Origin of the sequence: Actinomycetospora sp. NBRC 106375, assembly GCF_030269665.1 — a bacterium.
In the GTDB taxonomy this organism is placed as follows: domain Bacteria; phylum Actinomycetota; class Actinomycetes; order Mycobacteriales; family Pseudonocardiaceae; genus Actinomycetospora.
The window spans coordinates 159505-172094 of sequence record NZ_BSTS01000009.1 but is presented as its reverse complement, the minus strand read 5'-3'; the positions used below and the strand labels follow the sequence as shown (position 1 = coordinate 172094).

Annotated in this window: 15 protein-coding genes and 1 pseudogene; 7 read left to right on the top strand and 9 right to left on the bottom strand. The window is 72.7% G+C overall.

The features are described from left to right. Positions 1-24 precede the first annotated feature (24 nt). Positions 25-990 carry a quinone oxidoreductase family protein gene (locus QSK03_RS16810; RefSeq protein ID WP_285654146.1) on the bottom strand — a complete coding sequence of 322 codons (966 nt, stop codon included), beginning with the start codon at positions 988-990 and terminating at the stop codon, positions 25-27. Positions 991-1094: 104 nt separating this feature from the next. On the opposite strand from QSK03_RS16810, the gene QSK03_RS16805 reads away from it, so the two are divergent. Continuing rightward, entirely contained in the window at positions 1095-1853 is a 759-nt protein-coding gene (locus tag QSK03_RS16805) for an alpha/beta fold hydrolase (RefSeq protein WP_285654144.1), read from the top strand. A gap of 35 nt (positions 1854-1888) precedes the next feature. Beyond that, positions 1889-2137 (top strand): hypothetical protein, encoded by a 249-nt coding sequence (locus tag QSK03_RS16800; RefSeq protein ID WP_285654141.1) that lies wholly within the window; start codon positions 1889-1891, stop codon positions 2135-2137. 98 nt (positions 2138-2235) lie between these two features. On the opposite strand, the gene QSK03_RS16795 is transcribed toward QSK03_RS16800, so the two are convergent. Together QSK03_RS16795 and QSK03_RS16790 are read right to left on the bottom strand one after the other, a co-directional pair. Beyond that, positions 2236-3186, bottom strand: coding sequence for a hypothetical protein (locus QSK03_RS16795; protein ID WP_285654139.1), 951 nt, complete (start codon positions 3184-3186; stop codon positions 2236-2238). A 99-nt stretch (positions 3187-3285) separates the two neighbouring features. Next, complete coding sequence (locus QSK03_RS16790; RefSeq protein WP_285654137.1) at positions 3286-4068, bottom strand: enoyl-CoA hydratase-related protein; 783 nt, start codon at positions 4066-4068, stop codon at positions 3286-3288. Between the two features lie 355 nt (positions 4069-4423). Here QSK03_RS16790 and QSK03_RS16785 point away from each other — a divergent pair, with 355 nt between their 5' ends. The 3 genes and pseudogenes from QSK03_RS16785 to QSK03_RS16775 all read left to right on the top strand — a co-directional run bounded on the left by QSK03_RS16785 (position 4424) and on the right by QSK03_RS16775 (position 5985). Beyond that, positions 4424-4639, top strand: a complete 216-nt coding sequence (locus tag QSK03_RS16785) for a hypothetical protein (RefSeq protein ID WP_285654135.1) — start codon at positions 4424-4426, stop codon at positions 4637-4639. Further along, on the top strand, positions 4636-4764 hold the full coding sequence (locus QSK03_RS16780) for a hypothetical protein (protein WP_285654133.1): 129 nt from the start codon (positions 4636-4638) through the stop codon (positions 4762-4764). Before QSK03_RS16785 ends, QSK03_RS16780 begins: the two co-directional genes overlap by 4 nt. Positions 4765-4799: 35 nt before the next feature. Beyond that, a pseudogene (locus tag QSK03_RS16775) lies at positions 4800-5985 on the top strand (acyl-CoA dehydrogenase family protein). 88 nt (positions 5986-6073) lie between these two features. Here QSK03_RS16775 and QSK03_RS16770 read toward each other — a convergent pair. The 6 genes from QSK03_RS16770 to QSK03_RS16745 all read right to left on the bottom strand — a co-directional run bounded on the left by QSK03_RS16770 (position 6074) and on the right by QSK03_RS16745 (position 11678). Further along, positions 6074-7078: a zinc-binding alcohol dehydrogenase family protein gene (locus QSK03_RS16770; RefSeq protein WP_285654375.1), complete on the bottom strand. Its 1005-nt coding sequence runs from the start codon at positions 7076-7078 to the stop codon at positions 6074-6076. A gap of 101 nt (positions 7079-7179) precedes the next feature. Beyond that, on the bottom strand, positions 7180-7527 hold the full coding sequence (locus QSK03_RS16765; RefSeq protein WP_352232008.1) for an LLM class flavin-dependent oxidoreductase: 348 nt from the start codon (positions 7525-7527) through the stop codon (positions 7180-7182). 162 nt (positions 7528-7689) lie between these two features. Further along, positions 7690-8460 (bottom strand): dienelactone hydrolase family protein, encoded by a 771-nt coding sequence (locus QSK03_RS16760; protein ID WP_285654131.1) that lies wholly within the window; start codon positions 8458-8460, stop codon positions 7690-7692. A gap of 133 nt (positions 8461-8593) precedes the next feature. Further along, complete coding sequence (locus QSK03_RS16755) at positions 8594-9583, bottom strand: isopenicillin N synthase family dioxygenase (RefSeq protein ID WP_285654129.1); 990 nt, start codon at positions 9581-9583, stop codon at positions 8594-8596. 218 nt (positions 9584-9801) lie between these two features. Beyond that, entirely contained in the window at positions 9802-10275 is a 474-nt protein-coding gene (locus QSK03_RS16750; protein WP_285654127.1) for an OsmC family protein, read from the bottom strand. A 200-nt stretch (positions 10276-10475) separates the two neighbouring features. Then, the gene (locus QSK03_RS16745; protein WP_285654125.1) at positions 10476-11678 is read right to left on the bottom strand and encodes a trans-sulfuration enzyme family protein; all 1203 of its coding nucleotides are present in this window, start codon (positions 11676-11678) and stop codon (positions 10476-10478) included. Positions 11679-11769: 91 nt separating this feature from the next. On the opposite strand from QSK03_RS16745, the gene QSK03_RS33160 reads away from it, so the two are divergent. Continuing rightward, entirely contained in the window at positions 11770-11904 is a 135-nt protein-coding gene (locus QSK03_RS33160; RefSeq protein WP_352232007.1) for a putative leader peptide, read from the top strand. Between the two features lie 119 nt (positions 11905-12023). Further along, entirely contained in the window at positions 12024-12581 is a 558-nt protein-coding gene (locus QSK03_RS16740) for an OsmC family protein (protein WP_285654123.1), read from the top strand. Positions 12582-12590 lie beyond the last annotated feature (9 nt).

Below are 12590 nucleotides of genomic sequence, written 5' to 3'. Positions count from 1 at the left end.
GCCGGGAATTTCACTCACATACTCCTAGTGGGTGAAGACGATCTTGCCGGCGGTGACGCCGTCGAGCATCGACTGGAAACCGTTCTTCGCGTCGGTCATCGGCAGCTCCTGGCCGATCTCCGGGGCGATGCCGGTGGCGGCGACGAAGTCGAGCAGGTCGCGCAGCTCGGCGAGCGTGCCCATCGTCGAGCCGACGAGGTTCTTCTGCAGGAAGAAGATCTGGGCGAGCTCGGCGGGCGGCTGGTTGCCGGACGTCGCGCCCGAACAGACGATCGTGCCGCCGGGGACGAGCGCGCGGACCGAGTGCTTCCAGGTGGCCTCGCCGACGGTCTCGAACACCGCCTGCACCTTGCCGGGCAGCTTCGCGTTCGACTCGAAGACCTGGTGGGCGCCCAGGCGCAGGGCGAGCTCGCGCTTCTCGTCGGTGCGCCCGGTGACCCACACCTGCATGCCGGCGGCGCGCCCGAGCTGGATGAGCGCGGTCGAGACGCCGCCCGACGCGCCCTGGACGAGCATCGTCTGCCCGCCGCGCAGGCCGGACTTGGTGAACAGCATCCGGTACGCGGTGAGCCACGCGGTGCCCATGACGGCGCCGGCGGTGGCCGTCATGCCCTCCGGCCGGGGCAGGGCGTTGCGCTGCGGGACGACGACGTAGTCGGCGAAGCTGCCCTGCGCCCACTCGGTGAGCATCTTGCGCTTCGGGTCGAGGGTCTCGTCGTCCTTCCAGTCCGGGTCGCCCATGAGCGAGTGCAGGACGACCGGCGTGCCGTCGTCGAGCGTCCCGGCGCCGTCGCAGCCGAGGATCATCGGGAACTGGTCTTCCTTGATGCCGACGCCGCGCAGCGTCCACAGGTCGTGCATGTTGAGGCTCGCCGCCTCGACCTTGACCCGCACCCAGCCGTCCGGGACCTCGGGGTCGGGCCGCTCGCCCACCACGAGGGAGGCGATCGGGTCGTCGGCGTTGGGCTCGGAGGCGTAGACCGCGAACATGTCCCGCAACCTATCCGGGACGCCACGACCGATGCCCGATGAGTCGGCGCTCGCCGCGAAGTCCTAGCCCACGACCGACCCCGACTCGCGACGGAGGAACCACCATGACCACCGTGACCGGCTCGTACGCGGCCCTGCCCGGCATCGACGTCTACTACGAGGACCACGGCGAGGGCGACCCGCTCGTCCTGCTGCACGGCGGGATGCAGACCCTCGACCTGAGCTTCGGCGCCCTGCTGCCGGTGCTCGCCCCGCGCCGGCGCCTGATCCCGATCGAGCTGCAGGGTCACGGCCGCACCGCCGACGTCGACCGCGAGATCACCCTGGCCAACCAGGCCGGCGACGTCGTCGGCGTGCTCGACCACCTCGGTCTCGAGCGCGCCGACGTGCTCGGCTTCAGCTGGGGCGGGCTGGTGGCCCTCGAGACGGCCGTGCGCCACCCCGATCGCGTCGGGCGCCTGGTGCTCGGTGCCGTGCACACCCGCAAGGACGGCTACCACGCCGAGATCCACGACCCGGCGCAGTGGGAGACGTCGACCCGGATGCCCACGGAGGAGGACTTCGCGGCCATGGTCGGCGAGTACGAGCGCTACGGGCTCAGCACGTTCGAGGCCGTCAACGTCAAGCTGCAGCACACCGTCGGCGCCGAGGAGAACTGGACGCCCGCGCAGCTCGCCATGGTCACCGCGCCCACCCTCGTGATGATCGGCGACCACGACTTCGTGCGCGTCGACCACGCCGTGGCGATGGCCGACGCGATCCCGGACGCCGCCCTGGCCGTGCTGCCGCGCACCCAGCACACCGAGGTCTTCGCCCGGGTCGGGATCGTCGCGCCGATCCTCGAGGACTTCCTGACCCGCTGACCGACCTCACACGCCCGCGCGTACCGTTCCGAGGCGTGCTGCACGCGGTCGCGACCTGGTGGGACGGGATCGAGCTCTGGCTGACCCAGCTCGACTTCACGTTCCAGGTCGTCCTCGTCGTGGCCGTCGTCGGCCCGGTCTGCTGGGGCCTGGCCGCGATCATCGACACGGTGGTGGAGCGCTCCGTGGCCGCCCGCCTCGAGGCGACCGAGCGCCGGGCACAGGCGCGCAACGAGGCCCGCGACCAGGCCCGTGACCAGCACGCCGCCGACGCGAGCACCTGATGGACCGCCGCGCGGCGCGGCTCTGGGTCACGGCGACCCTCGTGGCGCTCCTGCTGATCGTGCTCCTCGTGAACGTGCTCTGACGCCCGACCGCAGCCCTACCGCGCCGCCGCCACCGCCTCGTCGTGCAGCGTGCGCGTGATGCCCGTGACCGTCGACGACTCGGCCTCGTAGCTCTTCGTCTTCGGGCTCAGGGTCAGCACCACGATCACGCGCCGCCGGCCGTCGACGACCCCGCTGGTGTGCATGGCGCGCCGGCTGAGGTCGAGGGCCGGCGTGGCGAGCGTGGACGGGCGGCTGTCGGCCACGACCTGCGGCGCCTCCTGGGCCGCCTGACCGGAGGCGCCGTCGGGTGGGGTGTTGACCTGACCCTCGACACACGGGCGCGCCGGCGCCGACCCGTAGCCCGACCAGCCCTGCTTGACCGCGCGCGTGCCCGTGACGGCGCGCGGGATGCCGAAGGACTGGTCGAACCCGTCCGCGGCGCACTGCGTCGAACGCTCGAGGTTGCCGACGATCAGGTCGCGCTGGAACGCCGTGGTGCGGTCGAGGAGGAAGTTGTAGACCCGCGCGACGTCCGCGGCGCTGATCGCGGTGTAGCCCCAGTACCGCCGGTCGGTCGGCGGGGCGGTGTTGACGAGCCCGATCAGGCGCACCATGCGCACGACGACCTGCTCGTAACCGCGGCGGACCCACAGGGTGCTCGCCGCGTCGTCGTCGCTGGAGCGCAGCATCGACGTCAGCAGCGCGCGGTCGGCCGTGGACACGCTCGTCCGGCCCTGCAGGTAGTCCAGCGCGATGAGCAGCTTGACCAGCGACGCGGAGCGGAACCTCGTCGTCGCCGCCGACTGCGCCACGATGCGGCGGGTCGTGCGGTCGTAGACCAGGTAGCCCGCGGAGGTGTCGACGGGCACGCCGGGCGCGGCCCGGAGCCCGGCGGTGTCCGCGGGGGCGGCGAGCGCCGCCGGCGTCAGCAGGCCGGCGAGCAGACCGGCGAGGACCAGCGCCAGCCCCAGTCGCGTGCGGATGCCACTCCGTGATGTGCCCACCGTGTGCTCCCCCCGAGCGAGCGCCTCACTGCGAGCGGCGGCATCGATACCACCGAGAGGCGTAGGGGCATCACGATGACATCACGTCCGGAACGATGTTCAGGCACCCGGCACCCAGGACGGGGCGCGCTTCTCCGCGAACGCCGCCATGCCCTCCTGGCCCTCCTCCGAGGCGAAGAACTCCGAGGACAGGGCCGTCATCGCCTCGAGGTCCTGCTGCAGGTGCTCGCTGCGGTCGCGGCGCAACATCGTCTTGGTGGCGGCGAGGGCGTTCGGCCCGCCGCGGGCGAGCATGGCGGTGTAGCGGTCGACCTCCGCGTCCAGTCCGTCGGCGTCGACCGCGCTGTTGATCAGCCCGATCGCCGCGGCCCGGTCGGCGTCGAAGGTCTCGCCTGTGAGCATCAGCTCGTGCGCGGCGCGGGGGAGCAGGCGGGGGAGCACGGTCGAGGAGATCACCGCGGGCACGACGCCGATGCGGACCTCGCTGAACGCGAACGTCGCCTCCCGGGCGGCGACGGCGATGTCGCACGCGGAGACCAGGCCGACCCCACCGGCCCGCGCCGGCCCGGCCAGCCGGGCGACGACGGGGGTGTCGGACTCCCACAGCGCGGTGAGGATCGCGGGGAACTCGTTGACACCCTGCTCGGAGGATCCGGCTCCGCGCGACTCGCGCAGGTCCATCCCGGAGCAGAACACCGGGCCGGTGTGGGTGAGGACGATGACGCGGGCGCTCTCGTCGAGGATCGCGGCGTCGAGGTGGGCGGCGAGCTCCCGCCGCAGCTGGGCCGAGAGCGCGTTGCGGTTGCGCGGCGAGTCGAGCGTGATCGTGGCGGTGCCGCCCGTGACGTCGAGGTGCACCAGTTCGCCGGGGTCCGAGTCCATGGCGGCCACTGTGACACGGGCCGGATCGCCCGCCCGGTGGTGGCGTCGGGCCCGCCCGGGTGCGTAGCGTCCGTGATCGTGACCGAGGCGCCCTCCACCGTGTGGCACGCATGGCGCCGTCACGTCGATCTGTGCCGGACCTCCGCTGCGATCTGTCGTCCCTGACCTGCTGAGTCCGCCCGGGTGCCTCTCGGGTCCGTCCTCACGCTCGTCCGGAGCACGACATGACCCTCGCGCAGCGCGTGCAGCGAGCCCTCGACGACCTCTGTCGTCTGTCGCCGCTGCTCGCCCTCGTCCACACCTCCTCGCCGGCCGCGGCCACCGTCCCGGGCGAGGTCCACCGGAGGAATCCCGCATGGCCACTGTCATCCCCCGTTTCAGCCCGCGCGGCGCCGCCGTCGCCGAGCTCCTCACCGATCTGGACTCGCTGGTCCGCCGTGAGGTGAACCGCGACAACGCGGGCACCGAGCACTGGGACCGTGACGCCGAGCGCATCGCCGCCGAGGTCGCCACCGCCCTCGCGCGTCTGCGCGACGACCTGCATCGCCACCCGCTGCCCCCACGGCGGTGACCCCGGTGCTCGCGCTGGTGCCGCTCGTGCGGCGCCGGCACGTCGACCACGCCCGAACGGGCGCCCAGCGATGTCGGGTCTCCTCGACCCGTCCCGACCCGTTCCTGATCGAGGAGAACCCGTGACCAGCACGCTCACCCGCACCCCCGACTTCGCCACCCTGACCACCCCGCGCACCGAGGAGGAGTGGCTCGCGCGCGCCCGCCTCGTCCGCGGGCTCCTCGCCGCCGACGCCGCCGAGCGCGACGCCGCGGGGGCGACGCCGTACGCCGAGGTCGCCCTGCTCAAGGACTCGGGGCTCGTCACCCTGCTCGGGCCCGTCGAGCACGGCGGCGGTGGCCAGGAGTGGCCGACCGCGTACCGCGTCATCCGGGAGGTGGCCGCCGGCGACGGCTCGATCGGCCAGCTCCTCGGCTACCACCTGCTGTGGTTCTGGGCGGCGCGGCTCGTCGGCACGCCGGAGCAGATCGCCCAGGTCGAGGCCGAGGCCACGCGGCACCGGTGGTTCTTCGGCGGCGCGGTGAACCCGCGCGACGCCGACGTCGTCATCCGCGACGAGGGCGCCGAGGTCGTCTACACCGGCCGCAAGTCGTTCTCGGACCGGTAGCAAGGTCTCCGACGTGACCGTGCTCGAAGGGGTGATCGAGGGCACCGACACCCACGTCTTCGCGATCGTGCCGTCCGACCAGCCGGCGATCACGTTCCACGACGACTGGGACACCATCGGCCAGCGGCTCACCGAGTCGGGCAGCGTCTCGCTCGACGGCGTGCGGGTGCCGTGGGAGGCCGCGGCAGGGTTCCGCGACAAGGTGTTCACGCCGCGCGTCTACAACACGCTGAACGTGCCGGTGATCCAGCTCGTGTTCGTCGCCTTCTACCTCGGCATCGCCCGCGGAGCGCTCGACGAGGCCGCCGACTACACGCGCACGACGACCCGACCGTGGTTGCACGGCGGGCAGTCCCGCGCGGTCGACGAGCCGTACGTGTTCGACACCTACGGCGACCTCACCGCCAAGCTGTGGGCCGTCGAGGCGCTGGCGGACGCGGTGGCGGCGGAGGGGTTGGTGATCCACCGGGACCCCGATGCGGTCACCGAGCGGGCGCGCGGCGAGCACGAGGTCCGGGTCGCGGCGGTCAAGGCGCGCGCCACCGAGGTCGCCCTGGAGATCACGAGCGGGATCTTCGAGGTCACCGGGGCCCGCTCCACGTCGTCGTCCCTGCGCTTCGACCGGTTCTGGCGCAACGTCCGCACCCACACGCTGCACGACCCGGTGGCCTACAAGCGTCGCGAGGTCGGGCGCTTCGTCCTCGTCGACGAGCTGCCCGAGCCGACCTGGTATAGCTGAGTACCGTCCTTGATGGAGCGAACGCGCCGTTCGCTGCGATAGAAGCAGCGAACGGCGCGTTCGTTTCATCTGCGGGCGGTGCGAGAGCTCATCTCGGGGCGGCGTGGGGGCGCCAGCGCAGCGGGCGGGGGAGGATGACGATCTTCCCCGTGGCCCGGTCGCCTTCCATGATCGAGTGGGCGTCGCGGATGCGTTCGATCGGGAAGACCTGACCGAGCGGGACGGTGGCGCGGCCGCCCGCGACGTCGTCGAGGAACTGCTGCAGCACCGCGGCGGGGAGGTCGCTGGCCTCCCCGCCGTAGGCGGTGAGCCGCACGCCGCGGGGCAGGTAGTCGATGGGGTAGAAGTCCGGCACCGTCCACTGGTTCGAGAGCATCCCGGCGAAGCAGACGACGCCGTGGCGCCGCGTGGCGCGCAGGGTGTCGGGCAGGGTCGGGGTGCCGACGAGCTCCAGCGCGGTGTCGACGCCGTCGCCGAGGACGTCGCGGACCTGCCGGGCCACGTCCCCGTCGTCGACCAGCACGTGGTCGACGCCGAGCGCGCGCAGCTTCTCGGCCTTCGCCGCGGTGCGCGTCGTGGCGAGCACGGTGAGGCCGCGGGACTTCGCCAGGACCGCGGCCGCCATGCCCACCGACGACGTCCCGCCGCGCACGAGCAGCGACTGGCCGGGCCGCACGTCGAGCCCGTCGGTGAGCGCACCGTGGGCGGTCTGGAGCATCTCGGGCACCGCACCGATCGTCGGCCAGTCGAGGTCGCTGTAGAACGCGATGACCTGCCCGGCCGGCACGCAGGTGTACTCCGCGTAGCCGCCGTCGAAGGTGCGGCCCATCCCACCCATCATCGTGACCACCTGCTGGCCCGGGACGAACTCGCCGCCCGGGCAGTCGGCCACCACCCCGGCCGCCTCGATGCCGGGCACGCGCGGGAACGTCACGCCGTCGGCGAGCCCGAGCCGCGTGTGGAGCTCGGAGCGGTTGACCCCGAAGGCCTTCACCGCGATGAGCACCTGCCCGGGCTGCGGCTCGGGGACGATCAGGTCCTTGATCTGCAGCGCGGTCAGGTCGCCCGGTCCGCTGAGCACGACGGCACGCATCCTCGCCACGGGCATGATCCTGGCACCGGGAAGCAGCGAACGCCCCGTTCGCTGCGATAGAAGCAGCGAACGGCGCGTTCGTTGCGTACGTCGGGGCGAGCTCAGGCCTGCTCGTGCTGGTTGCCGCCGGTGATGACGTGGACGGTCACACGGCCGGAGCCGATGAGGTCCATCGTCGCGAACGTCTTCGCTGCGAACGTGGGGATCGACAGGTTCGGCCGGTGCGCGACGAGCAGCTGCAGGCCGTCGACGTGGTCGAGGATGTACGTCGCGGCCTGTGCGGGGTCGGGGCTGCCGGACGAGTACGCGGTCAGGACGCGGTCCCAGCCGTTGTCGCGGTGGGCGCGGGCGAGGCGCAGCGTGTAGTCGGGATCGAAGGCGGGACCCGAGCGTGGGGTGATCTCGGAGCCGTCGTTGGTCGCGGCGATGCCGAGGAACTCGACGGGCATTGGGGGTGGCTCGCTTTCCTGGGAGACGGGTCGGTCCGGGGGACCCGTCTCAGAGCGCCGACGACACGCGACCGAGGTCGACGTGCCGGCGTGACACCAGGAGCACCACGACGTCCACGCTCCTCCGCCGCTGGAGCCGGGTCAATCGCCCGCGACGAGGCGTCAGACCGGCGCCGGTCGCACCGGCGCCAGCTCCTCGGCCAGCAGGCGAACGACGTCGTCCCACGCCCGCTGTGCGTGCCGGGCGTGGTACCCGACGCCGGGGAGCACGGTCTGGCCGTACCCGCCGTCGAGGTTGACGGTGCCGTCCGGGTTCGTCGGCGGGTGGTGGAACGCGTGCAGCGCGCCGCCGTAGGTCACGAGACGCCAGTCGACGCCCGCGTCCTGCATCTCGGCGGCGAACGCGTCGCGCTGCGCGGGAGGCTGGATGGGGTCCTCCGAGCCGACCCCGGCCCACACCGGGCAGCGGATGGCCGCCGCCTCGCCGGGCCGGCCCGTGATCAGACCGTTGACCGTCGCGATGGCCCGCAGGTCGACGCCGGCGCGCCCGAGCTCCAGCCCGATCGCGCCGCCGGTGCCGTAGCCGACCACGGCGATGCGGTCCGGATCGGTGCGCGTCTCGGCACGCAGCACCTCGAGCGCCGCGCCGCCGATCTCGCGCATCCGCTCGGGGTCGTCGAGCAGCGGCAGGCAGCGCGCCAGCATCTCCTGGGGGTCGTCGAACCATAGTCCCCCGTGGATGTCGAAGGCGAACGCGACGTACCCGAGCTCGGCGAGGGCGTCGGCCCGCGCGCGCTGGAACGCGTTCAGCCCGGTGCCCTCCGGCCCGACGAGGACCGCGGGCCGCCGGCCGTCGCCGCCTGGGAGCGCGAGGTGCCCGATCATCGTCAGGCCGTCGGCCGGGTACTCCACCGTGCGCGTCGTCACCGTCACGGCACTGACGCTAGGGAGCTGGCGGGCCTCGCGGACCGGTGTTCGCGGCCGGCGGACGAGGTGCGCTCCGCGCACGTGAGCACTTCGGACTGCTCGAGCACTCCGAACTGCTCACATGCGCCGCAGGCGCACCTCAGCTCCAGAACCGCTCGGCGACGGTCGGGTGCGAGCGCAGCCAGCCGACCAGCGCGTTCTCGCCGTACGCGGCGAGCAGGGGGTTGTCGGGGTCGTCGTTCGGGTCCCAGTCACCGGTCTCTGCGGCGAGCTCCGGCGGCAGGTCGACGGGTTCGACGACGGCGTCGAGGCGCGGGCCGAGGAAGAACGCCACCGAGTAGCGGTCGACGCCCGCGGCCGGGCCGACCACCCGGTGGCGGGTGGCGGTGAGGTAGCCGCGGGTGGCGACCTCGAGCATCTCGCCGATGTTGACGACGTAGCCGTCGGGGACCGGCGCGGCACCGATCCACGCGTCGGCGCCGGGCACCTGGACCTCGAGGCCGCCGACGTCGTCCTGGTGCAGCAGCGCGAGGAACCCGTAGTCCTTGTGCGCGCCGACGCCCTGCGCGGTCGCGGCACCCCCGGGATAGTGCAGGACCTTGAGGTGCAGGTGCGACTCCTCGTCGAACCAGCGGTCGAAGTGGTCCTCGGCCTGGCCGAGCGACGCGGCCAGCGCGCGCAGGATCTCCCGGCTCACCCGCAGCGCTTCGTCCTGCCAGGCGAGCACCGCCGCGCGCAGCGCCGGCAGCGCGGGCGGCCACTGGTTGGGGCCGACGAGGCCCCAGTACCGGGCGTCCCCGCTCACCGGCGCCCGCTCCGGCCCGATGTCGATCTGCTCGCGCTGGTCGGCGGCGCCCGCCGTGCGCTCGGTGCCGACCCGGCTGTAGCCGCGGAAGTGCGGTGACGCGGTGTTCTCGATCGTGAGGCGCTCGTCGAGCGGGAGGGCGAAGAACGCGCGCACCTCTTCGTCGAGACGCGCGGTCAGCGCCGGCGGGATGCCGTGACCGACGACCGTGAAGAACCCGACCTCCCGCGCCGCACGGCGGAGCTCGTCGAGGAACGCCCCCCGATCAGCGGAGTGGTCGCCGGAGCGGAACCGGCGCAGGTCGAGGACCGGGAGACCGGACATCGTCGTCCTCCTTCGCGGACCGAGGGCTCTCCTCCAGCGTCGCCCACGCCGCGGCGACGCCGCCAGCGTTCGCCCCGCAACGAACGCCCCGTTCGCTGCTTCTCTCGCTGCGAACGGCGCGTTCGTGTCGTTCGGAGCGGACGTGGCCCGCGAGCGAACGGGGACTTCGCGCGCATAGAAGCAGCGAACAGCACGTTCGCTGCGACGACCCTCGGGCCTCAGACGGCAGCCGGCAGCTCCGCGCGGGTCCAGTCGTTGACGAACTCGAGGCCCGAGCGCCGGAAGAGCTGCGTCACGGGGCAGCGGCGCTCGGTCTCGGAGATGAGCGTGGCGAACTGCTCCTCGCTCGCGTCGGTCTCGACGGTCGCGCGGACCTCGACCTTGTCGAAGTTCGCGTTGCCCTCGGCGCCGCCGACGAGGACGGCGGTGTCGAGGTCGCCCTGGATGTCGAAGGTCCACCGGCCGAGGCGGACGCCGAGGTCCTTGGCGACGAGCGAGGCGGTGACCTGGTTGCACGAGGTCAGCGAGCCGAGGGCATAGAACAGCGGGCTCGGGGCCTCGTCGGCACCGCCGAAGGCCGGGTAGGCGTCGGTGGTGAAGACGTGACCGCCGGCGGTGAGCTCCTGCGCGACGCCGGTGCCCTCGCCGTGGACGGCGAACGGGACGACGGTCTCCTTGGGCTGGACAGCCATGATCGAACCTTTCGGGAACGGGGTGCCCGGGCGCGCGGCGGCGCGCCGGAACGGGCGACGGGTGAGGCGGGGCGATCAGCCGCGGCCACACGTGGTCGTCGCGAGCCGGCAGAGGTCGACGTGCAAACGCCGGACCAGGAGGCTCACGACCCCGTTCCTACCCGATCGCGCGCAACCGGAAAAGTGCGCAGCGGACACGATCACGCACGGACCGTGGTGAGCGCGGCGTCGAGGTCGGCGATGAGGTCGTCGGTGTCCTCGAGGCCCACCGAGAAGCGCAGGTGCCCGTAGCGGCGGAACTCCTCGGGCCAGTGCGCGGCGCGGGCGCCGGTCGGCCCCACGTGCACGATGAGGCTCTCGTCGTGGCCGAGCGAGACCGCCGAGGTGATGACGCGCAGGTCGGCGACGAAGCGGTTCTGCAGCGCGGCGTCGCCGTCGAGCGCGAAGGCCATCATCCAGCCGTTCCCGCGGCCGCCGAACTGCCGCTGCGCGAGGTCGTGCTGGGGGTGCCCGGGCAGTCCCGGGTACGTCACGTAGGCCACCGCCGGGTGGGCGGCGAGGAACTCCGCGACCCGCTGCGCCGAGCCGACGTGCTGGCGCAGGCGCAGCGGCAGCGTGATCGCGCCACGGGAGATCAGCCAGGCGTTGAACGGGGACACGACGCCGCCGACGTCGACCATCGCCTCGGCGCGGATCGCGTCCAGGTGCTCCCGGGAGCCCACGACGACCCCGCCCATCGCGTCGCCGTGCCCGTTGATGACCTTCGTCAGCGAGTGCACGACGAGGTCCGCGCCGGCGGTCAGCGGGCGGTAGAGCGGGGGCGGCGTGAAGGTCGAATCGACCGACAGCAGGGCCCCGCCGGCGTGCGCGACCTCCGCGACCGCGGCGATGTCGCAGACCCGCGTGGTCGGGTTCGCGATCACCTCGGTGTGCACCAGCTTCGTGGTCGGGCGCATCGCCGCGCGCACGGCCTCCGGGTCGCTGGTGTCGACGAACGTGGCCTCCACCCCGTAGCGCCGGGGCAGGATCTCGGCGAAGAGCCGGTAGGAGGCCTCGTAGGTGACGTCGGAGATCACCGCGTGGTCGCCGGTCCGCAGGAACGTGAAGAACACGGCGTGCAGCGCCGCGACCCCGGTCGCGAGCACGACGGCGTCCTCGCCCTGCTCGAGCAGCGCGAGCTTGTCCTGCAGCGCGCGCTGGTTGGCCCCGGTGTTGCGGGTGTAGAGCGGGACGTCGAACCCCGACCACGAGAGGTTCTCCGGGTCCTCGGGCAGCGCGTACGAGTTCGCCATCACGATCGGCGTCCGGATCGCCCCGCTGCCGGCGTCGACGGCGTTGCCGGCGTGCACGGCCTGCGTCGCGAACCCGAGCGACTCGGGGCGTTCCTTGTCCGGGCGGGTCACGGCCGTGATCGTGGCATCCGGGAGGGTCGCGGTCGCCCCTCCGTGAGTGATCCGAGGCCCTCGGTGACGGCAGCCACCCGAACCGCCCAGCGTGACCCGCAAGCCCTTGGCCTGCGACGACGGTTCCGCTAGGAACGGCTGTGTGCGCGGTCACACGATGCTGGTGAGGCGGTGGCACGTCGACCTGTGCCGCACCGCCGGCATGGGCTGTCGACCCGGCCGCTGAGCGCGCACCCGCCCGGCCCTGGCGCCATCCCTGCGACGTGCCGTCGTCGTCCGGCGGGGGATCGGACCGTGATCGGTACCGACCGACACAACGACCAACGAGCACTCCTGGAGCACGCGATGACCGCGACCCCGACCGTCAACAACAACGTCAACACCGAGGCCCTGCTGCAGGCCCGCGACGCGCTGAAGGAAGCGCCCCAGGCCGCCGAGTTCGTGTGGAAGGTGACCTCGGAGTGGGAGGACGGCACCTACTCGAAGCAGACCATCGAGCACTTCTCGGGCCTGGGTGCCGCGCAGCAGCACAAGCAGGCGTACGTCCTCGAGGGCGACCATCCGGAGGTCTTCGCGTCCGAGGACCGCGCACCCACACCTGTGGAGACGGTGCTCGCCGGCCTCGCCGGCTGCCTGACCGCGGGCGTCGCCGCCGTCGCGCAGAACCGGGGCATCCAGCTGCGCTCGGTCAAGGCGACCGTGGAGGGCAACCACAACGTGCTCGGCATCCTCGGCGGCGACCCCGAGGTCCGCAACGGCTTCAACGACGTCAACGTCCACTTCGACATCGACGCCGACGCCAGCGAGGAGGACATCGCCGCGCTCGTCGCCCAGTCGCAGAAGCGTTCCGCGGTGTTCGACGCCCTGTCCAACCCGACGAATGTCAACGTCAGCGTGGGCTGAGGCCCGCCC

What these genes read in the sequence shown, in the direction of transcription:
- QSK03_RS16740 (WP_285654123.1), top strand. Translation starts at nt 12,024, where the DNA reads ATGACCGCGACCCCGACCGTCAACAACAACGTCAACACCGAGGCCCTG.
- QSK03_RS16805 (WP_285654144.1), top strand. Translation starts at nt 1,095, where the DNA reads ATGACCACCGTGACCGGCTCGTACGCGGCCCTGCCCGGCATCGACGTC.
- QSK03_RS16790 (WP_285654137.1), bottom strand. Translation starts at nt 4,068, where the DNA reads ATGGACTCGGACCCCGGCGAACTGGTGCACCTCGACGTCACGGGCGGC.
- QSK03_RS16770 (WP_285654375.1), bottom strand. Translation starts at nt 7,078, where the DNA reads ATGCGTGCCGTCGTGCTCAGCGGACCGGGCGACCTGACCGCGCTGCAG.
- QSK03_RS16810 (WP_285654146.1), bottom strand. Translation starts at nt 990, where the DNA reads ATGTTCGCGGTCTACGCCTCCGAGCCCAACGCCGACGACCCGATCGCC.
- QSK03_RS16755 (WP_285654129.1), bottom strand. Translation starts at nt 9,583, where the DNA reads ATGTCCGGTCTCCCGGTCCTCGACCTGCGCCGGTTCCGCTCCGGCGAC.
- QSK03_RS16750 (WP_285654127.1), bottom strand. Translation starts at nt 10,275, where the DNA reads ATGGCTGTCCAGCCCAAGGAGACCGTCGTCCCGTTCGCCGTCCACGGC.
- QSK03_RS16765 (WP_352232008.1), bottom strand. Translation starts at nt 7,527, where the DNA reads ATGCCCGTCGAGTTCCTCGGCATCGCCGCGACCAACGACGGCTCCGAG.
- QSK03_RS16785 (WP_285654135.1), top strand. Translation starts at nt 4,424, where the DNA reads ATGGCCACTGTCATCCCCCGTTTCAGCCCGCGCGGCGCCGCCGTCGCC.